This window comes from Cobetia sp. SIMBA_158 (assembly GCF_046566945.1).
GTDB classification, from domain to species: Bacteria; Pseudomonadota; Gammaproteobacteria; order Pseudomonadales; family Halomonadaceae; genus Cobetia; species Cobetia amphilecti.
The window spans coordinates 128,882-152,077 of record NZ_JAWJYL010000009.1; the positions used below are offsets into that span (position 1 = coordinate 128,882).

General features: G+C 62.5%; 13 protein-coding genes and 3 tRNA genes. 14 read left to right on the forward strand and 2 right to left on the reverse strand.

Annotated elements, in window-relative coordinates; translation table 11 throughout:
* The first annotated feature begins 214 nt into the window (after positions 1-214).
* The 5 genes from gltB to eno all read left to right on the forward strand — a co-directional run bounded on the left by gltB (position 215) and on the right by eno (position 10,369).
* Entirely contained in the window at positions 215-4,666 is a 4,452-nt protein-coding gene (gene gltB / locus R2R70_RS14200) for a glutamate synthase large subunit (protein WP_131432765.1), read from the forward strand.
* Between the two features lie 77 nt (positions 4,667-4,743).
* Positions 4,744-6,159 carry an FAD-dependent oxidoreductase gene (locus R2R70_RS14205; RefSeq protein ID WP_043332950.1) on the forward strand — a complete coding sequence of 472 codons (1,416 nt, stop codon included), beginning with the start codon at positions 4,744-4,746 and terminating at the stop codon, positions 6,157-6,159.
* 194 nt (positions 6,160-6,353) lie between these two features.
* Positions 6,354-7,994 carry a CTP synthase gene (locus tag R2R70_RS14210; RefSeq protein ID WP_043332948.1) on the forward strand — a complete coding sequence of 547 codons (1,641 nt, stop codon included), beginning with the start codon at positions 6,354-6,356 and terminating at the stop codon, positions 7,992-7,994.
* 131 nt (positions 7,995-8,125) lie between these two features.
* Positions 8,126-8,977 (forward strand): 3-deoxy-8-phosphooctulonate synthase, encoded by an 852-nt coding sequence (kdsA, locus tag R2R70_RS14215; protein ID WP_054556558.1) that lies wholly within the window; start codon positions 8,126-8,128, stop codon positions 8,975-8,977.
* A 102-nt stretch (positions 8,978-9,079) separates the two neighbouring features.
* Positions 9,080-10,369: a phosphopyruvate hydratase gene (eno, locus tag R2R70_RS14220; protein WP_043332946.1), complete on the forward strand. Its 1,290-nt coding sequence runs from the start codon at positions 9,080-9,082 to the stop codon at positions 10,367-10,369.
* Positions 10,370-11,632: 1,263 nt separating this feature from the next.
* On the opposite strand, the gene fdxA is transcribed toward eno, so the two are convergent.
* Positions 11,633-11,956: a ferredoxin FdxA gene (fdxA, locus tag R2R70_RS14225; RefSeq protein WP_043333067.1), complete on the reverse strand. Its 324-nt coding sequence runs from the start codon at positions 11,954-11,956 to the stop codon at positions 11,633-11,635.
* A 279-nt stretch (positions 11,957-12,235) separates the two neighbouring features.
* Positions 12,236-14,815 (reverse strand): DNA mismatch repair protein MutS, encoded by a 2,580-nt coding sequence (gene mutS, locus R2R70_RS14230; RefSeq protein ID WP_410978330.1) that lies wholly within the window; start codon positions 14,813-14,815, stop codon positions 12,236-12,238.
* A gap of 166 nt (positions 14,816-14,981) precedes the next feature.
* Between mutS and R2R70_RS14235 the strand changes: the two genes are divergently transcribed.
* The 9 genes from R2R70_RS14235 to R2R70_RS14275 all read left to right on the forward strand — a co-directional run bounded on the left by R2R70_RS14235 (position 14,982) and on the right by R2R70_RS14275 (position 23,195).
* Entirely contained in the window at positions 14,982-15,518 is a 537-nt protein-coding gene (locus tag R2R70_RS14235; RefSeq protein WP_410978331.1) for a CinA family protein, read from the forward strand.
* A gap of 215 nt (positions 15,519-15,733) precedes the next feature.
* Positions 15,734-16,801, forward strand: coding sequence for a recombinase RecA (gene recA, locus R2R70_RS14240; RefSeq protein WP_043332943.1), 1,068 nt, complete (start codon positions 15,734-15,736; stop codon positions 16,799-16,801).
* A 172-nt stretch (positions 16,802-16,973) separates the two neighbouring features.
* On the forward strand, positions 16,974-17,618 hold the full coding sequence (locus R2R70_RS14245; protein ID WP_410978332.1) for a regulatory protein RecX: 645 nt from the start codon (positions 16,974-16,976) through the stop codon (positions 17,616-17,618).
* 242 nt (positions 17,619-17,860) lie between these two features.
* Positions 17,861-20,464 (forward strand): alanine--tRNA ligase, encoded by a 2,604-nt coding sequence (gene alaS, locus R2R70_RS14250; RefSeq protein WP_054556500.1) that lies wholly within the window; start codon positions 17,861-17,863, stop codon positions 20,462-20,464.
* Positions 20,465-20,573: 109 nt separating this feature from the next.
* A complete protein-coding gene (locus tag R2R70_RS14255; RefSeq protein WP_043332939.1) occupies positions 20,574-21,821 on the forward strand; it encodes an aspartate kinase in 1,248 nt (415 codons plus the stop codon).
* 358 nt (positions 21,822-22,179) lie between these two features.
* On the forward strand, positions 22,180-22,371 hold the full coding sequence (gene csrA / locus R2R70_RS14260) for a carbon storage regulator CsrA (protein WP_043332937.1): 192 nt from the start codon (positions 22,180-22,182) through the stop codon (positions 22,369-22,371).
* 462 nt (positions 22,372-22,833) lie between these two features.
* Positions 22,834-22,926 (forward strand) — tRNA-Ser (locus R2R70_RS14265).
* 22 nt (positions 22,927-22,948) lie between these two features.
* Positions 22,949-23,025, forward strand: a tRNA-Arg gene (locus R2R70_RS14270).
* A gap of 96 nt (positions 23,026-23,121) precedes the next feature.
* Positions 23,122-23,195: transfer RNA gene (locus R2R70_RS14275), tRNA-Arg, on the forward strand.
* Position 23,196 lies beyond the last annotated feature (1 nt).

The window sequence follows — 23,196 nt, forward strand, 5'->3', positions numbered from 1 at the left end:
GGTTTTGTCAGGTTTTTTTGGTCGATGGGCGACCTGTGGAGAATTGCGCAGGCGGGAAGCTGGGGGATATGCTCGAGGGAAATCTGGCGTCGTGTAGCGACACTGATGGCGCCACTATCGGCAGGTATAAAAATAAAGATAACCGATAACTATAACCGGGAAAATGCTTGAAAAAAAGCATCTGGACACATGATTTCTCCGTGAGGCACGCCCCATGAACAAAGGTCTCCACCATCCGGGAGAGTTCCGCGACAACTGCGGCTTCGGTCTGATCGCCCATATGGAAGGGCAGGCGAGCCACGAACTGCTGCAGACCGCCATTGAATCCCTGACCTGCATGACCCACCGTGGCGGGATTGCCGCTGACGGCAAGACCGGCGATGGCTGTGGCCTGCTGCTCAAGATGCCGGACGGCTTCATGCGCCAGATCGCTCGAGAAACCCTCGGGCTGGAACTGGGCGCCCGCTATGCCGTCGGCACGCTTTTCCTGCCTGATGATGACGCGCGTGAACAGTCCGCGCGTGACGCCTTCGAGTCGGCGCTGAGCGCGCGCAATCTCGAGGTGCTGGGCTGGCGCGACATGCCGGTGGATGACAGCGTGTGCGGCCCGATGGCCCGCGACTGCCTGCCGCGCATCCGTCAGGTCTTCGTCGGTGCCGCCGACGAGCGCACTGACATCGCCTTCAATGTCGATCTGTTCATGGCGCGCCGTTATGCCGAGCAGGCGCTGAAGAGTGAAGAGGACTTCTACGTCTGCTCGCTTTCCGGCAAGGTCATCTCCTTCAAGGGTCTGGTGATGCCGGAAGATCTTCCGCGCTTCTACAAGGACCTGGGCGACCCGCGCCTCGAGACCGCGATCTGTGTCTTCCACCAGCGCTTCTCGACCAACACCGCGCCGCGCTGGCCGCTGGCCCAGCCGTTCCGCTTCCTCGCCCACAACGGCGAGATCAACACCATCGAGGCCAACCGCGGCTGGGCCAACGCGCGCAAGGAAAACTTCGTCTCCGAGCAGCTGCCCGAGATCGCCGAGCTGGACGAGATCGTCAACACTGTCGGCTCCGACTCCTCCAGCATGGACAACATGCTGGAAGTCCTGCTGACCGGTGGCATGGATATCTATCGCGCCATCCGCATGATGGTGCCGCCGGCGTGGCAGAACGTCGAGCAGATGGACTCCGATCTGCGTGCCTTCTACGAATACAACTCCATGCACATGGAGGCCTGGGACGGCCCGGCGGGCATCGTGCTCACCGATGGTCGCCACGCCGTGTGCATGCTGGACCGCAACGGCCTGCGTCCGGCGCGTTGGGTCATCACGCGCAATGGTTTCATCACCCTGGCGTCCGAGATCGGCACCTACGATTACAAGCCGGAAGATGTCGTCGCCAAGGGGCGCGTCGGGCCGGGTCAGGTGCTGGGCGTCGATACCGAGACCGGTGAAGTGCTGCACACCGATCAGGTCAGTGAGCGCCTCAAGGGCGCGCATCCCTACAAGCGCTGGCTGCGTGAGAACGCCAACTATCTCGAGTCTGCACTGACCGAGCTGGCGCGTTTCCAGCCGATGGATGCCGATCAGCTGGACGTCTACCAGAAGATGTTCCAAGTCAGCTTCGAGGAGCGCGATCAGCTGCTGCGCCCGCTGGCCGAGAGCGGTCAGGAGGCGGTCGGCTCCATGGGCGATGACACGCCGATGGCCGTGCTGTCGCGCCAGAATCGAGTGCTGACCGACTACTTCCGTCAGAAGTTTGCCCAGGTCACCAACCCGCCGATCGATCCGCTGCGCGAAGCGATCGTGATGTCGCTGGAGACCTGCTGTGGCGCCGAGCTCAACATCTTCGACGCGACGCCGGAACACGCACATCGCCTGATCCTGACTACGCCGGTGCTGTCACCGCGCAAGTTCAATGCGCTGGTCAATCACGAAGATCCGGCCTTTACCTCGCAGACGCTCAAGCTGCACTACGATCCGGCGCAGGACTCCCTCAAGCAGGCGCTCAAGGGCCTCTGTCAGCAGGCCGAGGAAGCTGCGCGCAATCGCAAGGTGATCCTGGTACTCAGCGACTGTGGCTTGAAGAAGGGGCAGCTGCCGATTCACGCCGCTCTGGCGACCGGCGCCATCCATCATCACCTCGGTGCGCTGGCCCTGCGCCCGCGCGTCAACCTGGTGATCGAGACCGGCTATGCGCGTGACGCGCACCAGATGGCAGTGCTGTTCGGGGTGGGCGCCACGGCGGTCTACCCGTACCTTGCCTATCAGGTGATGGCTGACATGCATCGCACCGGCGAGCTGTCCGGCAACCCGGCAGATGCCCGCGAGAACTATCGCAAGGGCATGCAGAAGGGCCTCTACAAGATCCTGTCCAAGATGGGCATCTCGCACATCGGCTCCTACCGTGGCTCGCAGCTGTTCGAGGCGGTCGGTCTCAACAGTGAAGTCATGGACATGTGCTTTACCGGCATGGCCTCGCGCATCGAAGGCGCCGGCTTTGCCGAGCTGCAGTTCCAGCAGGAACTGCTGGCCCGTGAAGCCTGGCTGCCGCGCAAGCGCATCAAGCAGGGCGGACTGGTCAAGTACGTGCATGGTGGCGAATACCACGCCTACAACCCGGATGTGGTGGTGAAGCTGCAGCAGGCCGTGCAGCAGGGTGACTACGGCAAGTGGAAGGAATTCGCGCGCCTGGTCAACGAGCGTCCGGTGGCGACCATTCGTGATCTGCTGACCCTCAAGCCGGTCGCCGAGCCGCTGCCGATCGAGGAAGTCGAGTCCGTCGAGTCACTGCTGCCGCGCTTCGACAGCGCCGGCATGTCGCTTGGTGCACTGTCTCCCGAGGCACATGAAGCGCTGGCCCAGGCCATGAACGAGGCCGGTGGGCGCTCCAACTCCGGTGAGGGCGGTGAGGACCCGGCGCGTTACGGCACCGTGCGCTCCTCCAAGATCAAGCAGATCGCCTCCGGTCGCTTCGGTGTCACGCCGGCGTACCTGGTCAATGCCGAGGTACTGCAGATCAAGGTCGCACAGGGCGCCAAGCCCGGTGAGGGCGGTCAGCTGCCGGGCGGCAAGGTCAACGACCTGATCGCACGTCTGCGCTACGCCGTGCCGGGGGTGACACTGATCTCGCCGCCGCCGCACCACGATATCTATTCCATCGAGGATCTGGCGCAGCTGATCTTCGATCTCAAGCAGGTCAATCCGTCGGCGCAGGTCTCGGTCAAGCTGGTCTCCGAGCCGGGGATCGGCACCATCGCCACCGGTGTCGCCAAGGCGTACGCCGACCTGATCACCGTCTCCGGCTATGACGGTGGCACCGCGGCCAGCCCGATCACCTCGATCAAGCACGCCGGTTCCCCGTGGGAACTGGGGCTGCCCGAGGTGCATCAGGCGCTGCGCATCAACCAGCTGCGGCACAAGATTCGTCTGCAGACGGATGGTGGCCTCAAGACCGGCCTGGACGTGGTCAAGGCCGCGATCCTGGGCGCCGAGAGCTTCGGCTTCGGCACCGCGCCGATGGTCGCGCTGGGCTGCAAGTACCTGCGTATCTGTCACCTGAACAACTGTGCCACCGGTGTCGCGACCCAGCACCAGGCGCTGCGTGACGAGCATTTCCGCGGCACCGTCGAGATGGTCAAGCACTACTTCCGCTTCATCGCCGAGGAAGTGCGCGAGCTGATGGCGCTGCTGGGCGTGCGTCAGATCACCGACCTGATCGGTCGTACCGATCTGCTCGAAGTGCTGGAAGGCGAGACCAACGCTCAGCGTCGTCTCGACCTCACGCCGTTGCTGGGCAATGACTTCGTGCCCAAGGACGCGCCGCAGTTCTGCCAGGTCAGCCGCAACGAGCCGCATGATCCCGGTGCCAAGAACCTCGAGATGCTGGCCGCGATGGAGTCGGCGATCGACAGCCGCAGCGGTGGCGAGTTCAGCTTCCATGTCACCAACTGCGATCGCTCGGTGGGCGCGCGTGTCTCGGGTGAAATCGCCAAGCGCTATGGCGAGGCCGGGCTGGCAGGCTCGCCGCTCAAGGTCAGCCTGACCGGTGTGGCAGGCCAGAGCTTCGGTGTCTGGAACGCGCACGGGCTCGAGATGTATCTGGAAGGCGACGCCAACGACTATGTCGGCAAGGGCATGAACGGCGGCAAGCTGACCATCGTGCCGCCGCGTGGTTCGCGCTTCGAGAGCCACAAGACCGCCATCATCGGCAACACCTGCCTGTACGGCGCGACCGGCGGCAGGCTGTATGCCGCGGGCACCGCCGGCGAGCGCTTCGGGGTGCGCAACTCCGGTGCGCACGCCGTGATCGAGGGCGCGGGTGATCACTGCTGTGAGTACATGACCGGCGGTCTGGTGTGCGTGCTGGGCGAGACAGGCGTCAACTTCGGTGCGGGCATGACGGGCGGCTTCGCCTACGTGCTGGACGAGAATCGCGACTTCGTCGACAAGTACAACCATGAGCTGGTGGAAATCCACCGCATCAATACCGAAGCCATGGAGGCCTATCGTCGCCATCTGCGCGAAGTCATCGAGGAATATGTGGCCGAGACCGGCTCCGAGCGCGGGCGCGACATCCTGCGTGATTTCCCTGACTTCGTGCGTCACTTCTGGTTGGTCAAGCCGAAGGCGGCAAGCCTCAACGGCCTGCTGGACCAGTCACGGCGTCAGCCGGAGTGATCGCATCCCTCACCCCAGCATGCCTCGGGTGAGGGCCCGCACCGCGACGGTGCCCGGATTTTGAAGGAGGATTCATCATGGCCAATCAGCTCGCCAACGACTTCCAGTTCATCGATGTGGGTCGTCAGGACCCGCAGAAGAAAGATGCTCGCGTGCGCGCACGTGAGTTCAACGAGATCTATGCCGAGTTCAAGCCGGTAGAAGCCGCCAGCCAGGCACATCGCTGCCTGGGCTGTGGCAACCCCTACTGTGAGTGGAAGTGCCCGGTACACAACTACATTCCCAACTGGCTGAAGCTGGTCTCCGAGGGCAATATCCTCGAAGCCGCCGAGCTTTCGCACCAGACCAACTCGCTGCCGGAAGTCTGTGGTCGCGTCTGCCCGCAGGACCGTCTCTGCGAGGGCGACTGCACCCTGAATGACGGCTTCGGTGCCGTCACCATCGGCTCGGTGGAGAAGTACATCACCGACACCGCCTTCGCGATGGGCTGGCGCCCCGACATGTCCAAGGTCAGCTGGACCGACAAGCGCGTCGCCATCATCGGTGCAGGCCCGGCGGGTCTCGGTGCCGCCGATATCCTGGTGCGCAATGGTGTGCGTCCGGTGATCTATGATCGCCATCCGGAAATCGGCGGTCTGCTGACCTTCGGCATCCCGGAGTTCAAGCTCGAGAAGGGCGTGATGACGCGTCGCCGCGAGATCTTCGAAGAGATGGGCATGGAGTTCCGTCTCAACGTCGAGGTCGGGCGTGATGTGACCTTCGATGCGCTGCTCGAGGAATACGATGCCGTCTTCCTGGGCATGGGTACCTACAACGCCATGAGCGGCGGCTTCCCGGGCGAGGATCTGCCGGGTGTGCACAAGGCGCTCGACTTCCTGATCGCCAACGTCAATCACTGTCTGGGCTTCGAGAAGGACCCGGCGGATTACGTCTCCATGGAAGGCAAGAAGGTCGTGGTGCTCGGCGGTGGTGATACCGCGATGGACTGCAACCGCACCTCCATCCGCCAGGGCGCGGAAAGCGTGACCTGCGCCTACCGTCGTGACGAGGCCAACATGCCGGGCTCACGTCGTGAGGTGACCAATGCCCGCGAAGAGGGCGTCGATTTCCTCTTCAACCGTCAGCCGGTGGCAGTGGTTGGCGATGGCAAGGTCGAAGGCGTCAAGGTCGTGCGCACCCGTCTGGGTGAGCCGGATGCCAATGGCCGTCAGCGTCCGGAAGTGGTGCCGGGTTCCGAAGAGATTCTGCCGGCGGATGCCGTGGTCGTGGCCTTCGGCTTCCAGGCAAGCCCTGCGCCGTGGTTCGCCGACTTCGACATCGCCGTCGATGAGCGTGGCCGCATCGCGACCAGCGCCGAGCGTCATGCCTTCCAGACCACCAATGCCAAGGTGTTCGCTGGCGGTGACATGGTGCGCGGCTCCGATCTGGTGGTGACCGCCATCGATGAAGGTCGCCGTGCCGCTGAAGGGATTCTTGATTTCCTGGAAGTGTAAAGGTCATGTGACGTCACGCATCAGGCCCGCCACGGCGGGTCTGATGCGTTATGGCGGGTGCATCGGATGGCGACGCGAGATGGGCAGGTGGTGGCATTCAAATTGAGCCGGAGCAGCCTTTCCGCTAGACTGGCGACCCATCCTGATCCGTTCCCCCGGATCTCTCCTACAGCTCACGTTTTCGGCAGGTTTCCATGACACGATTTATCTTCGTGACGGGCGGCGTTGTGTCCTCGCTTGGCAAGGGCATCGCATCCGCTTCGCTGGCGGCTATTCTCGAGGCCCGTGGCCTCAAGGTCACCATCCTCAAGCTGGATCCGTACATCAACGTCGATCCGGGCACCATGAGCCCGTTCCAGCACGGCGAAGTCTTTGTCACCGAAGATGGCGCGGAAACCGACCTCGACCTCGGTCACTACGAGCGTTTCATCCGCTCGCGCATGACTCAGGGCAACAACTTCACCACCGGTCGCGTCTACGAGCACGTGCTGCGCAAGGAGCGCCGCGGTGACTACCTCGGCGGAACGGTGCAGGTCATCCCGCACATCACCGACGAGATCAAGCGTCGCGTGATCGCCGGCGGTGAAGGCTATGACGTCGCACTGGTCGAGATCGGCGGTACCGTGGGTGACATCGAGTCGCTGCCGTTCCTGGAGTCCATTCGTCAGCTGCGTGCGCAGCTGGGTGGCGAGCGTGCACTCTTCATGCACCTGACGCTGGTGCCGTACATCAAGACGGCTGGCGAGACCAAGACCAAGCCGACCCAGCACAGCGTCAAGGAGCTGCGCTCCATCGGTATCCAGCCGGATATTCTGATCTGCCGCAGCGAAGTCGAGATCGAGGAAAGCGAGCGTCGCAAGATCTCGCTGTTCACCAACGTCGAAGAGCGTGCCGTCGTCTCCCTGCAGGATGCCGACACCATCTATCGCATTCCGTTGATGCTCCACGAAGCCGGCCTCGACGAGATCGTCTGCGACAAGTTCCGCCTGGAGGCCAAAGAGGCCGACATGTCCGAGTGGGTCGCGGTGCTCGACGCCAAGCTTAACCCGCTCAAGACCATCAACATCGCGATGGTCGGCAAGTACATGGAGCTGCTCGACGCCTACAAGTCGCTGAACGAGGCGCTGATCCACGCCGGTATCCAGGGGCGTGTGAAGGTCAACGTCGACTTCATCGACTCCGAGGAGATCGAGCGCAACGGCACTGACCGTCTGATCGGCAAGGACGCGGTGCTGGTACCGGGCGGCTTCGGCGAGCGTGGCGTGGAAGGCAAGATCGCCACTGCGCGCTTCGCGCGTGAGAACAAGGTGCCGTATCTGGGCATCTGCCTGGGCATGCAGGTTGCCGTCATCGAGTTCGCGCGTAACGTGGCGGGCTGGAGCGATGCCAACTCCACCGAGTTCACCCATGACACCCAGCACCCGGTGGTCGGTCTGATCACCGAGTGGCTGACGCCGGAAGGCAAGATCGAGACCCGCGACGCGGCGTCTGATCTGGGCGGCACCATGCGTCTCGGCGGCCAGGCCTGCAGCCTGCTCAACGGCTCCAAGGCGCATCAGGCCTATGGCAGCGATGAGATCGTCGAGCGTCACCGTCACCGCTATGAGGTCAACGACCAGTTCGTGCCGGCCCTGGAAGAAGCAGGCCTGATCTTCTCCGGTCGCAGCGTCGACAACTCGCTGGTCGAGATGGTCGAGCTGCCGGATCACCCATGGTTCGTGGCATGTCAGTTCCACCCGGAATTCACCTCCACGCCACGTGATGGCCATCCGCTGTTCACCGGCTTCGTGAATGCCGCGCTCAATCACAAGGCGGCGCGTACTCGCGGCGAGTGATAGGGTGTTGAGCGGGCGCCACCTCAGGTGGCGCCCGTAGGTCTTCTCCGCGGTGGTTGCATGTCTTGATGTTCGCCAGAGCATCATCAGGCAGACTGCCGATGGACAACGATTTGATGGACGGTGCAGAGATGAGCAACGAACAACGCGTAATCGAATTTGCGGGTCTGCAAGTCGCCAACGATCGTCCGATGACGCTTTTCGGTGGCATGAACGTGCTCGAATCGCGGGAGCTGGCGCTGGAAGTCGCCGAGCAGTATGTCGAAGTGACGACACGCCTGGGCATGCCGTACGTCTTCAAGGCCAGCTTCGACAAGGCCAATCGCAGCTCCATGCACTCCTACCGTGGTCCCGGGATGGAGAAGGGGCTCGAGATTCTGGCCGAGATCAAGTCGCGCTTCGGTGTGCCGATCATCACGGACGTGCATGAGCCGCATCAGGCGGCAGCCGTGGCGGAAGTGGCCGATGTCATCCAGCTGCCGGCCTTCCTTGCGCGGCAGACGGACCTGGTCGTGGCCATGGCGCGCACCGGCGCCGTCATCAACGTCAAGAAGCCGCAGTTCCTCGCGCCGCACGAGATGCGCCATATCGTCGCCAAGTGCGGTGAAGCGGGCAATGATCGGATTTTGCTGTGCGAGCGTGGCTCCAGCTTCGGTTACAACAACCTGGTGGTCGACATGCTCGGCATGGCCGAGATGAAGGATAGCGGCCTGCCGGTATTGTTCGATGTCACCCACTCGTTGCAGCGCCCGGGCGGGCGAGCCGATTCCGCTGGCGGCCGTCGTGAGCAGGTCTTCGATCTGGCACGCTCCGGTGTCGCATTGGGGTTGGCGGGTCTGTTCCTCGAAGCGCATCCGGACCCGGACAACGCCAAGTGTGACGGCCCCTGCGCCTTGCCGCTGGACCAGCTCGAACCCTTCCTGCGCCAGCTGCAATCGCTGGATGCGCTGGTCAAGGGCTTCGCGCCGCTGGACATTCGTTGAGCAGGACTACTGGCCGTTCACCCCTGTGTGAGCGGCCTTTTTGCACTATGGGCAAGATGCCCGTCGTGGTGTTTCAATCCCCCGTGTAGAGGACGACACAAGATGGCCAATATCGTCGAAATCCGCGCCCTTGAGGTGCTCGATTCCCGTGGTAACCCGACCGTACAGGCCGAGGTCGTGCTGGAAGGTGGCCAACGCGCCAGTGCCTGCGCTCCTTCCGGTGCCTCCACCGGTTCGCGTGAAGCGCTGGAATTGCGTGATGGCGACAAGAGCCGTTATCTGGGCAAGGGCGTGCTGAAGGCAGTCGAAGCCGTCAATGGCGCGATCCGCGAGCGCCTCGTGGGCATGGATGCACTCGACCAGCGCGCGCTGGACGATGCCATGCTGGCGCTGGACGGTACCGAGAACAAGGAATCGCTGGGTGCCAACGCGATTCTTGCCGTCTCTCTGGCGGCTGCCAAGGCGGCAGCGCAGGCCAAGGGCATCGAGCTCTACGCTCATATCGCTGAGCTCTACGGCCAGCCGGGCCAGTACTCCATGCCGGTGCCGATGATGAACATCATCAACGGCGGTGAGCATGCCGACAACAATGTCGACATCCAGGAGTTCATGGTCCAGCCGGTCGGCGCGCCGACCTTCCGTGAAGCACTGCGCACCGGCGCCGAGATCTTCCACGCGCTGAAGAAGGTGCTGCAGGGTCGCGAGCTGAGCACCTCCGTGGGCGATGAAGGTGGCTTTGCACCGAACCTGGCGTCCAACTCCGAAGCACTGGCCGTCATCAAGCAGGCCGTCAGCGATGCGGGCTACACCCTGGGCACCGATGTGACCCTGGCGCTGGATTGCGCGTCTTCCGAGTTCTACAAGGACGGTCAGTACAACCTGTCCGGCGAAGGCAAGAGCTTCGACGCACGTGGTTTCGTCGACTATCTGGCCGGCCTGGCCGCGGAATATCCGATCGTCTCCATCGAAGACGGCATGGACGAGTCCGACTGGGAAGGCTGGAAGATGCTGACCGACGAGCTGGGCGACAAGGTGCAGCTGGTCGGCGACGATCTGTTCGTCACCAACACGCGCATCCTGAGCCGTGGTATCGATGAAGGCATCGGCAACTCCATCCTGATCAAGTTCAACCAGATCGGCTCGCTGTCCGAGACCCTGGATGCGATCAAGATGGCGCAGGCCGCCGGCTTCACCGCGGTCATCTCCCACCGCAGTGGCGAGACCGAAGATACTACCATCGCCGACCTCGCCGTCGGTACCTGTGCTGGCCAGATCAAGACCGGCTCTCTGTGCCGCTCTGACCGTGTCGCCAAGTACAACCGTCTGCTGGTGATCGAGCAGCAGCTGGGTGACGTGGCTTACAACGGCCTGAAAGAGATCAAGGGTCAGTAATCGCCTGTGATGTGAGGGGCTCAACGCCCAGCATCGCAGAGGTAACTTGCAACGGGGTCGTGCCTTCTGGCACGGCCCCGTTGTGCATTGCAGGCGATGATTGAGTGCGTTTGAGGGGGATGCAGGAAACAGGCCGCTTTCAGGCACTGATTTAGTGTAAGCCATCTCTTACAAATCCCGCAGGACAATCGAGACACTGGCTGCGAGTTGCCTGCGGATATGAACGTATGTTCTTCAATATCTATTTGATTTTATTGAATATATTTTCTTTGACGGCCTGTTCAGCTATGGCGGGTTAAGCGGTTTGGCTAGTTGCCTCGCCGGCGAATGCTGCCCAGAATGGCTGCATGGACGTGAGGGTGCGGCGGGACACCGCAGTCTCGGCAGGATGCCAACGGGATGATCAGAAAAGACTTGATGGCGAGGCAGGACGTTTCGCCTCGCTGAGCAGGACGCTCGGCGGAAAAGGACCTGACACGGACGTCGGTAGCAGAGGGCTGCATATCTTCGCTTGAAGGAGTCAGGCGAGTGATGCCAGGGAAGCAAGGATAGCGGGCATGACACCGGAGTGTGTCAGGATCAGGATGATCCGTCGGCGATGGGAAGCGCCACACAGGCAGGAAGCACGATAACGACACGGAGTGTCGAAGAGCCTCAGGCTCTGATATGCAGTCAGGAAGCTTGCCCTTCACAGGAAGTGACGGATGACGGGACATCATCCGCGTCAGGAATGATGGGGCAGACAGCGGCAGCATCAAGTGGCAGGAAGCCACGACAAGGATGGTCGGACAAGGAATGTCGTGAGGCTGTCAGCTGCACAGGCAGGGAGCGGTACAGGCAGGACGCCGGGCAATGCATGGGCAGGACAGCAGGACAGGCAAATATCTGCACTAACGGGCATTGCGGTGGGACAGCTGCGCGAGCAGTGCTGCAATGCCCGCCACGCGTGACGGTGCGCCCCGAATGACAGGACGTCGTGAAGGGCAGGGACAGCACTCAGGAGTGCGATCCAGGATGGATCGACAGGGACACGCTTGGAGCGGGCGACCTTACGGGGTCGCCCTTTTTTATGCCCGGATGTCAGGGTGCTGAGCTCTTGGCATGAGTTCCTGGCATGAGCTTGAGGCACCGGCTTCCGGCATCAGATACCGAAACGGCAGCGGCTCCCGGGGGAATCGCTGCCGTTTCTGTCGTGAGAGCCGGGCTTGCCCGGTCAGGGCGGGCAAGCCGCTTGCCACGCGAGATGCGGGTTGCTTGAGGGGCTTACTGCTCCAGATACTCAAGCTTGCCATCGACACCATCCCACTTCTCGGCGTCTTCCATGGCGTCCTTCTTCTCGCTGATGTTCGGCCAGACTTCGGCCAGATCGGCATTCAGCTCGATGAATTCCTTCTGGTTCTCCGGTACTTCATCTTCGGAGAAGATGGCTTCGGCGGGGCATTCCGGCTCACACAGCGCGCAGTCAATGCACTCATCCGGGTTGATCACCAGGAAGTTCGGGCCTTCGTAGAAGCAATCCACCGGGCAGACTTCCACGCAGTCGGTGTATTTGCAGCGAATGCAGTTCTCGGTGACGATGAATGCCATGCAGGTCTCCTGACGCGAATTGGCGTCTCTCTCGTAGGTCGTGGTCCAGGCGCCCACCATGTGTCGTCTCGGCGACATCATGGTCTTCAGGTTATAAGCGGCGCAGATGTTATAAGGCGTTATTCTAGTGGCGCTCTGCCGCCCCCGCAATCAGCAGGGGCGGATCGTTTTGGAATGGTGCTATGCCCGAAGGTTGCTGTCGAGCCTTGCCGCTCATTCTCGGGCCTTGCCACTCATTCTCGAGCCAGGCGCGCCAACGCTGGCTCGGTGTGACGGCGCTCAGCGCTGACGGTGCCATTCGTAGATCAGCTCCAGCGCTCGCTTGGGGCTCAGATCATCCGGGTCTAGGCCATTGAGGGCCTCGACGACCGGATGCGGCGGTGCCGAGAACAGGTCATTCTGCTGCGGTACCGGTTGGCCCAGCGCATCCTCGCGTGCCACCTGCGGACGATCGACTTCCTGCTGCTCCAGGCTGGTCAGCTTCTCGCGCGCGCGCAGAATGACGCTCTGCGGCACCCCAGCCAGCTGGGCCACCTGCAGGCCATAGCTCTGGCTGGCAGGGCCTTCCTCGACGCGGTGCATGAAGACGATGCCATCGCCGTGCTCAGCGGCCGTCAGGTGCACGTTGGCGACGGCATCGGCATGCTCGGGCAGCGCCGTCATCTCGAAGTAATGGGTCGCGAACAGGGTGAAAGCACGCGTGCGCGCCAGATGCTCGGCGCTGGCCCATGCCAGTGACAGACCATCGAAGGTCGAGGTGCCACGGCCGATTTCATCCATCAACACCAGGCTCTCGTCAGTGGCGTTGTGCAGGATGCTGGCGGTCTCGGTCATCTCGACCATGAAGGTCGAGCGTCCGCCGGCCAGGTCATCCGATGAGCCGATGCGCGTGAAGATGCGGTCCAGCGGGCCGATGCAGGCGCGCGACGCCGGCACGAAGCTGCCGGTATGCGCGAGCAGAGCGATCAGTGCCGTCTGGCGCATGTAGGTGGATTTACCGCCCATGTTGGGGCCGGTGATCACCAGCATGCGCCGCGCATCATCGAAGCGCACATCGTTGGGAACGAAGGGATGATCGCTGACATGCTCGACCACCGGATGGCGTCCGCCTTCGATATCGATGCCCGGGGTCTCGCTGAGTTCTGGGCGCACGAAATCGAGTGCGGCGGCGCGATCGGCGAAGGCGGTCAGCACATCCAGTGACGCCAGTGCGCGGGCCGTCTGTTGCAGGCCATCCAGTTCGGTATTCAGGTCATCCAGCAGGTGCTCATACAGCAGTTTCTCGCGCGTCAGTGACTTGGACTTGGCGGACAGCGCCTTGTCCTCGAACTCCTTGAGCTCGGGTATGATGAAGCGCTCGGCATTCTTGAGGGTCTGGCGACGGATGTATTCCGGCGGGGCCTCGGCCGATTGCGAGCGCGGCAGCTCGATGAAGTAGCCATGCACGCGGTTGTAGCCGACCTTGAGGTTGCTCAGGCCGGTGCGCTCGCGCTCGCGGGTCTCGAGTGCGACCAGATACTGGCCGGCGTTCTCGGACAGGCCGCGATACTCGTCCAGCTCATCGTCGTAGCCATCGGCGATCACGCCACCATCGCGCAGCACCACCGGCGGATTCTCGACCAGCGCCTCGCTGAGCATTGCGGAAAGTGCCGGGAACAGGCGGATGGCATCGCGCAGGTCATCGATGGCGCTGCCTTTCTCGACGCTGGCGAGCACGGCGCGCAGCTCGGGCAGGGTATTGAGGCCATCGCGCAGGCGTGCCATGTCACGGGGGCGTGCGCTGCGCAGCGCGACACGGGCGAGGATGCGCTCCACATCGCCGATGCGCTTGAGCAGGCCTTGCAGCTCGAAGGGGTAGTCGCCATCCAGCAGACGTTGCACCGCCGCCTGACGCTGGCCGATCTGGAGCTGATCGCGCAGCGGGCGGTTGAGCCAGCGCTTGAGCAGGCGTGAGCCCATCGCGGTCGCGGTGACGTCCAGCACGCTGGCCAGCGTGTTGTCGCTGGTGCCGCCCAGGTTGGTGTCGATCTCGAGGTTGCGACGGCTGGCGGCATCGATCACCACCGAGTCATCGCGGCTCTCGACGGCCAGCGCGGTCACGTGGGGCAGGCCGGTACGCTGGGTGTCGCGAGCGTAGTCGAGCAGAGCACCGGCTGCCGTGACGGCGCGCGTCAGGTGGCTGCAGCCGAAGCCGTTGAGGTCCTGGACGCCGAACTGATCGCACAGCAGGCGCAAGGCAGTCTCGTGATCGAAGTGCCAATCGCTCTGGCGGGTCAGGCCCGGGCGCGAGGCCAGGCTGGCGGGGAGGGTACGGCTTTCGCCGACCATGACTTCGGCAGGCGACAGACGCTGGATCTCGGCCAGCAGCTCGTCATCACCATTGACCTCGAGCACGCTGAAGCGACCGGAGGAGAGCTCGAGAGCGGCCAGGCCCCAGGTCTCGCCATCACGGTGCAGCGCCACCAGCAGGTTGTCGCGGCTGGCATCCAGCAGCGCCTCATCATGCAGCGTTCCCGGGGTGACGATACGTACCACCTTGCGCTCGACAGGCCCCTTGCTGGTCGCCGGGTCACCGATCTGCTCGCAGATGGCCACCGATTCGCCCATCTTGACCAGGCGTGCCAGATAGCCTTCGGCGCTGTGATAGGGCACCCCTGCCATGGGAATCGGTGAGCCACCGGAGCTGCCGCGCGCCGTCAACGTGATATCGAGCAGTTGTGCTGCGCGCTTGGCGTCCTCATGAAACAGTTCATAGAAGTCGCCCATGCGATAGAACAGCAGCACGCCGGGGTGCTCGCGTTTGATCTTCATGTACTGCGTCATCATCGGCGTCATCTGGGGCGCGCTGTTCTTGGCCATGGCCATGGACTTCCTTGACTGCACTGCAATGGGAAAAAGCACACATGCGAGAGCACGGCATGCGGGATGCGCGATATTCTACGGACTGGCGCGGCCGGCTCCAATGCCTGTGATGTCTCCTGCTCGCTGCCCTTTTCACCCGATGACCTCCACAAGGAGAAAGTTCGTGAGCCAATTGACTGGTACGACCCCCGAGGCTGCGTGCGCGAATGCCCTGGCTGAGCAGCTGCAGGCGCTGGCGGTCGCGCGCGGCGTGCGTGTCACCACCGCCGAGTCGTGCACCGGGGGCGGGGTGAGTGCCGCGATCACGGCGATTGCCGGCAGCTCCAGCTATTTCGATGCGGGCTACGTGACCTATTCCAATGCCACCAAGCAGCGCCTGCTGGGGGTCAGTGAGGCATCGCTTGAAACATTCGGTGCCGTCTCCGAGGCAGTTGTCTGCGAGATGGTAAGGGGCGCCTGTCGCGAAAGTGGCGCTGAGCTGGGGGTGGCGATCAGCGGTGTGGCCGGCCCCGGCGGGGGAAGTGACGAGAAGCCCGTCGGCACCGTATGGCTGGCGTGGGGGAGCGAGGCGCGCCAGCAGGCACGCTGCTGTCACTTTCCCGGCGACCGGCAGGCCGTGCGCGACGCCGCGGTGCGGGAGGCATTGCAGGGCTTGATCGAGCGCGTGGAGGCCTTGCAGATCGGCACCGAAGACGCATGAGCCCGATGCAAGCCCCGCGTTGAGGGTGCTGCCTGAAAAAGCGCATCACCGGACTGGCAGAGTGACGCAACTTGCGGCATTATACTGTCCATGTATACAGGGTTTTGCCACGACACCTCAGCCGCTAGTCTGACGGTGTCTGCTCAGCTCTCAGTGACAGAATTCTCTATTCCAGGTGGCAGCCCGTGTGGCTCCGCCGTTCGACAGGAGGCCACATGGCAAAGGACGACAATCGTACCAAGGCGCTGAACGCGGCGCTGTCCCAGATCGAGCGCCAGTTCGGCAAGGGCGCCGTCATGCGCATGGGCGATGCCCCGCGTGTGGCCATCCCGTCGGTTTCCACCGGTTCTCTGGGGCTGGATATCGCACTCGGCATCGGCGGCCTGCCCTTCGGGCGCGTGGTCGAGATCTATGGCCCGGAATCCTCGGGCAAGACGACACTGACCCTCTCGGTCATCGCCCAGGCGCAGAAGCAGGGCAAGGTCTGTGCCTTCATCGATGCCGAGCACGCACTGGATCCGTCCTACGCCGAGAAGCTGGGCGTCAATCTGGACGAGATGCTGGTCTCCCAGCCGGACACCGGTGAGCAGGCGCTCGAGATCGTCGACATGCTGGTACGCTCCGGCGGCGTTGACGTCATCATCGTCGACTCCGTGGCAGCACTGACGCCGCGTGCCGAGATCGAAGGCGAGATGGGCGACTCACACGTCGGACTGCAGGCGCGTCTGATGTCCCAGGCACTGCGCAAGGTGACCGGTCACATCAAGAACGCCAACTGCATGGTGGTGTTCATCAACCAGATCCGCATGAAGATCGGCGTGATGTTCGGCAGCCCCGAAACCACGACTGGCGGTAACGCACTGAAGTTCTACTCCAGTGTGCGTCTGGATATCCGTCGTACCGGCTCCGTGAAGTCCGGTGATGAAGTCACCGGTAACGAGACCCGCGTCAAGGTCGTCAAGAACAAGGTCGCACCGCCGTTCCGTCAGGCCGAGTTCCAGATTCTCTACGGCAAGGGCATCTATCACGCCGGTGAGGTGATCGACCTGGGCGTGCAGTGTGGTCTGGTCGGCAAGTCCGGCGCCTGGTACAGCTATCAGGGCAGCAAGATCGGTCAGGGCAAGGCCAATTCCGCCCAGTACCTGGAAGACAATCCCGCCATCATGGAGGAGATTGAAACCCAGATCCGTGCCCAGTTGCTGGCAGCACCGGAAGCCAAGGAAGAGCCGAAAGAGACCGCGGCCGCCGAGAGTGAAGACGACCTGGATATCGATCTCGATTGAGGTTCGTCCAGAAGAAAGAGCAAGAGCGCCAGCCGCCAGGCTGGCGTCATCGCGCCGTGTCGTTTCCGACCCGGTGAGATGATCCCAAGGCGCCCGCCCCGATGACTCGGAGGCGGGCGCCTTGCGTTCACGTCCATCGATGTCCTTCTGCTCAACCCCGGGGAGCATGACCATGCACGATGACAGCACTGAAATGGGTGGGCCTGAGTATCAACCGCTCGACTCAGGCGCGATGACGCCGCAACGGCGTGCGCGCAATGATGCCATCGCGCGTCTGGCGCGCCGCGAACATAGCCGCCGCGAGCTGCACGACTATCTCAAGGAGCGTGACTACCTGCGGGCGGTCAGCGATGACGAGTTGGCACAGCGGCAAGCCGCGGGCGAGGAGGGCGCACAGGCGGCCCTGAGTCGCGATGAGGTCGAGCTGCTGATCGAGGAGGTGCTGGAGCGCATGGCCGAGGAGGGCCTGCAATCCGATGAGCGCTTTGCCGCCAGTTTCCTGCGGACGCGAGTGCTGCGCGGGCAGGGGCCGAGGCGTATCCAGCAGGAGCTGCGCCAGCGTGGTATCGATAGCGAGACGCTCAATGCCGTGATGCGTGCCGCCAGTGACCCGACGCCGGATGCCTTCGGTCATGTCGAGGCGGTGGATTTCTTCGAACTGGCGCGCGAGACGCTGGCCAGGCGCTTCTCCGGCCCCGGCGAGGGGCACAAGGAGCGCGCACGGCGCGAACGCTTTCTGCTCCAGCGTGGCTTCGACTATGAGCAGCTGCGCTATGCCATGGAGTCCGCCTGGAGTGATGAGGGCGAAGAAGGCTAGCTGGCGGGCGACTGTTTGGCTCTCATTACGCGCAAACCGGCGCTTCAAGACATTTCCCCCCCTTTAGCTTGCGCGAACAGGCGTTATACTAGGTCGTCTTGCGACGGCACGGGGCAGGCGCCTTCTTTCATGCTTTTCATTGCACCTCCATGCATACCCACATGGATGAACATGCAGAAACCATGCGGAAGTCATGCAGAAGACCCCCGGAGCGTCTTTACGCACATCGCTACGGAACCTCTATGAAAAGCGCAGAAATCAGAAACGCCTTCCTGACCTATTTCGAGAAGCAGGGCCATACCATCGTTCCCACCAGCTCCCTGGTGCCGAACAACGACCCGACCCTGCTGTTCACCAACGCCGGCATGGTGCCCTTCAAGGATGTCTTCCTGGGCCGTGATCCGCGTGGCTACAGCCGTGCGACCTCCGCGCAGCGCTGCGTGCGCGCCGGTGGCAAGCACAATGATCTGGACAACGTCGGCTATACCGCCCGTCACCACACCTTCTTCGAGATGCTGGGCAACTTCAGCTTCGGCGACTACTTCAAGCGCGAAGCCATCCAGTTCGCCTGGAAGTTTCTGACCGAAGAACTCGGCCTGCCGAAGGAGAAGCTGTGGGTCACCGTGCACGTCAGCGATGACGAAGCCCGTGACATCTGGTTCAACGAGGTCGGCATCGACCAGAACCGCTTCTCGCGTCTCGACGAGGACAACTTCTGGCAGATGGGTGACACCGGCCCGTGCGGCCCGTCCTCCGAAATCTTCTATGACCACGGCGAAGATGTCGCCGGTGGCCCGCCGGGCAGCCCGGACGAAGATGGCGATCGCTACATCGAGATCTGGAACCTGGTCTTCATGCAGTTCGACCGTGACGCCGAGGGCACGCTGCACCCGCTGCCCAAGCCGTCCATCGATACCGGCATGGGTCTGGAGCGTGTCGCGGCCGTGATGCAGGGCGTGCACTCCAACTACGAGATCGACCTGTTCCAGAACCTGCTGGCCGCCGCGGCCGAGATCATCGGTCACGACAACATCGCCACGCCGTCACTGCGCGTGGTGGCTGACCACATCCGCTCGTGCGCCTTCCTGATCGCCGATGGCGTGCTGCCGTCCAACGAAGGCCGTGGCTACGTGCTGCGTCGCATCATCCGTCGCGCCGTGCGTCACGGTCACAAGCTGGGGGCGCGTGGCAGCTTCTTCTACAAGCTGGTTGCGGCTCTGGACAGCGAGATGGGCGATGCCTATCCGGAACTGCGCGCCGCTCGCGAGCAGATCGAACGTGTGCTGCTCAAGGAAGAAGAGCAGTTCGCGCGTACGCTGGAACATGGCATGAAACTTCTGGAAGAAGCCATCGCTGGTCTCGAGGGCAATACCCTCGACGGCGAGACCATCTTCAAGCTCTACGATACCTACGGCTTCCCGTATGACCTGACTGCCGACATCTGCCGCGAGCGCGAGCTGATCCTCGATGAGGCAGGTTTCCAGGCGGCCCTGGAAGCACAGCGTGATCGCGCCCGTGCGGCCAGCAACTTCGGCGGCGACTACTCCGCCAACCTGGTGCTGGAAGGCGAGACCGTCTTCACCGGTTACGACCAGCTGGAAGGGGAAGCCACCGTCACCTCGCTGTTCGACGCCGAAGGCAATGCCGTCGAGCAGCTCGAGGTGGACACCAAGGGCATCGTGGTACTCGATACCACCCCGTTCTACGGCGAGTCAGGCGGCCAGGCCGGTGACACCGGTTATCTGCATCTGGATGGCGGCCGCTTCCAGGTCAGCGATACCCAGAAGCAGACCGGCCATCACCTGCACCACGGTGTGCTGATCGAAGGCGCTCTCAAGGTCGGTGACAAGGTGCGTCCGCAGGTCGATGCCGAGCTGCGCGCGGCTTCCGTGCGCAACCACTCCGCCACGCACCTGCTGCACGAAGCGCTGCGTCTGGTGCTGGGTGAGCACGTTCAGCAGAAGGGCTCGCTGGTCACGGCCGAGCGTCTGCGCTTCGACTTCAGCCACTTTGAGGCGATGACGGCCGAGCAGCTGTCTGAGGTCGAGCGCATCGTCAACGCGCAGATCCTCGCCAACGCCGAGACCACCATCGAGTTCATGAGTCTCGATGAGGCCAAGGCGCGCGGCGCAGCGGCACTCTTCGATGCCAAGTATGGTGAGGAAGTCCGCGTGCTGACCATCGGTCAGGATGCCTTCTCCATCGAGCTGTGCGGCGGGACTCACGTCAAGCGCAGCGGCGACATCGGCCAGATGCACATTCTCGCCGAGACCGGCATCGCGTCCGGCGTGCGTCGTATCGAGGCCATCACCGGTCGCGCCGCGCGTGACTTCCTGCTCGCGCAGGAAGCGACTCTGGCTCGCCTCGGTGAGCGTCTCAAGGCCAAGCCGGAGCAGGTCGAGGAGCGCGTCGGCAGCCTGCTGGAGCGCAACCGCGGCCTCGAGAAGGAGCTGGAGCGCCTCAAGGCCAAGCTGGCGTCCGCCTCTGCCAGCGACATGCTCAGCGACATCGCGAATGTCCAGGGCATCAAGGTGCTGGCCAAGCAGGTCGAAGGCGTCTCCGGCAAGGAGCTGCGCGGCCTGATGGATGACCTCAAGTCCAAGCTCGGCTCCGGCATCCTGGTGCTCGGCGTCGCGGACGGTGACAAGGTCAGCCTGATCGCCGGTGTCACCGACGACCTGACCTCGCGCGTCAAGGCGGGTGACCTGGTACGCCACGTGGCCGAGCAGGTCGGTGGCAAGGGTGGCGGTCGTGCTGACATGGCCCAGGCCGGTGGCAGTGACGCCGCCTCGCTTCCGGGCGCACTGGCCGGTGTGCCATCATGGGTAGACGCCCAGCTGGGCTGACAGTACAAGATGAAGGCCGGGCTCCTCTTGGGGAGACCCGGCCTCTTTTTGGGCTCACATGAGCTTCATGTGGGGACAACGCAAACGGACACGGATAACGGAAACGCACATGGCGCTATACGTTCAGAAGTTCGGAGGCACTTCGGTCGGCTCGGTGGAGCGGATCAAGGCCGTCGCCGAGAAGGTCAAGCGATTCCGCGATGAAGGCCATCAGATTGTCGTGGTCGTCTCTGCCATGAGTGGCGAGACCAACCGACTGATCGGTCTCGCCAGCGAGATCAATGATGACCCGACACCGCGCGAGATGGACATGCTGGTCTCCACTGGCGAGCAGGTCACCATTTCCCTGCTGGCCATGGCGCTGCAGAAGATCGGCGTCGACGCGACCTCCTACACAGGGGCGCAGGTGGGAATCCGCACCGATAGCGCGCACACCAAGGCGCGTATCCAGCACATCGATACCGATGACCTGCGTGAAGACCTCGACGATGGCAAGGTGGTCGTGGTGGCAGGCTTCCAGGGTGTCGATGAAGAGGGCAACATCACGACGCTGGGTCGTGGTGGCTCTGACACCACCGGTGTCGCGCTGGCTGCCGCACTGAAGGCGGATGAGTGCCAGATCTACACCGATGTCGATGGTGTCTATACCACTGACCCGCGCGTGTGCTCCAAGGCACGTCGTCTGGAAACGGTGACCGTCGAGGAAATGCTGGAAATGGCGAGCCTGGGCTCCAAGATCCTGCAGATCCGTTCGGTGGAATTCGCCGGCAAGTACAATGTTCCCCTGCGTGTGCTGTCTTCCTTCGAGGATGGCCCGGGTACCCTGATCGTCGCTGAGGAAGAAGACAACATGGAAGAACCGCTGATCTCCGGCATCGCCTTCAATGTCAACGAAGCCAAGCTGACTCTGCTCAACACGCCGGATATCCCGGGTGTCGCTTCCAAGATTCTGGGCCCGATCGCCGATTCCAACATCGAAATCGACATGATCGTCCAGAACGTCTCTCCGGACGGCAATACCACTGACTTCTCCTTCACCGTCGCCAAGACCGACTTCAAGGCGACCCAGCGCATCCTGACCGAGACGGTGATTCCGTCCGTCGGTGGTGGTGAGATGCGCGGTGATGACAACATCGCCAAGGTCTCGCTGGTCGGTGTCGGCATGCGTTCTCACGCGGGTGTCGCCTCCAAGATGTTCCGCGTACTGGCGGAAGAAGGCATCAATATCCGCATGGTCTCCACTTCAGAGATCAAGATTTCCGTCCTGATCGATGAGAAATTCATGGAGCTGGCGGTTCGCTCCCTGCACACCGCTTTCGGCCTGGATGCAGAAGCGATCAGCGACGAGACTGCCTGAGTCTCACCACGGAGCGTGCAGCAAGGAAGTCGTAAAGACACCGACAATCAATGACTTGCCAAAGTCGTGAAGCGTCGGTGCCCAGGCCGGGGAGGTTGGTCTGGCTGACGTGCGGCACGTGAAGTCGATAGCGCCCGATGTATTTTCTGTCATTCTTCTGAATGTCAGTCTGTGCATCGGGCGCTTTCATTCAACGTGTCTATCGGGTGTGATGAATGTATGGCATTGGCCGTCGGAGCATGCATAGCGCATAATTCGAGCTTCATGCATCAGGGTGGTCGACTTGTCCCGGTCGATCGCCGCCTCCACATCCCGTTGAAGTCCCAGCTGTTTTGAATTTCTGACAAGGAGATCAGTCATGCTCATCCTGACCCGTAGAGTGGGTGAAACTCTGATGATCGGAGACGACATCACTGTCACCGTTCTCGGAGTGAAAGGTAATCAGGTGCGTATCGGTGTGAACGCGCCCAAGGACGTTGCCGTCCATCGAGAAGAGATCTATCAGCGCATCCAGCGTGAGAAAGAAGACAATGGCGATGCCATCGCCTGACGGCATGCTGCGCCTGCACGTCGCACAACCCTGCACGACCCGATGAACGCCAGCCATTGTCCCCATGGCTGGCGTTCGCGTGTGTGGGCCTGGCGCAGGCGAGGGTGGCCCGCCTACTTCATGAACAACGGCGTACTTACTCCATGAGCAGCGGCTCATGCGGGGTGATGAGAGGGTGGCTTGTTCAAGTCTGTGTTCCGTAAGGGAAAAATTTGGCTTTTTTCTCAAAAAGGGGGAGACAAGCCGATTCTGGTTCGGTAATATGCCCGCTCCCTCGAACGAGACGCGACGACAGGCTAGCCATCGTCATGTTCTGGTTCATGCGGGGAGATTGCTTGGGGGCGCGCAGCCTCGAGCCTGTTGTCGAGTGGTGATGAGATGTTCAGCATCGAAGCCAAAAAATCGACACAGGGGCTGGACAAAGCCCAATCAAATGAGTAAGATATGCGCCGTACCTGATGAGGAGAGGTGGCCGAGTGGCTGAAGGCGCTCCCCTGCTAAGGGAGTATAGGGTTTATAGCCCTATCGAGGGTTCGAATCCCTCTCTCTCCGCCATTAGGTACAAATGCAGTAAGATGCGCCCTTAGCTCAGCTGGATAGAGTACCTGACTACGAATCAGGCGGTCGGAGGTTCGAATCCTCCAGGGCGCGCCACTGCAACGCAAGACATGAAGTTGGAAAGACGCAGTACTCGCACGATAAAGTCCTGAAGTCATTTGAAATGCTCAGGCCAAAGATTTCAAGGTTTATGCGCCCTTAGCTCAGCTGGATAGAGTACCTGACTACGAATCAGGCGGTCGGAGGTTCGAATCCTCCAGGGCGCGC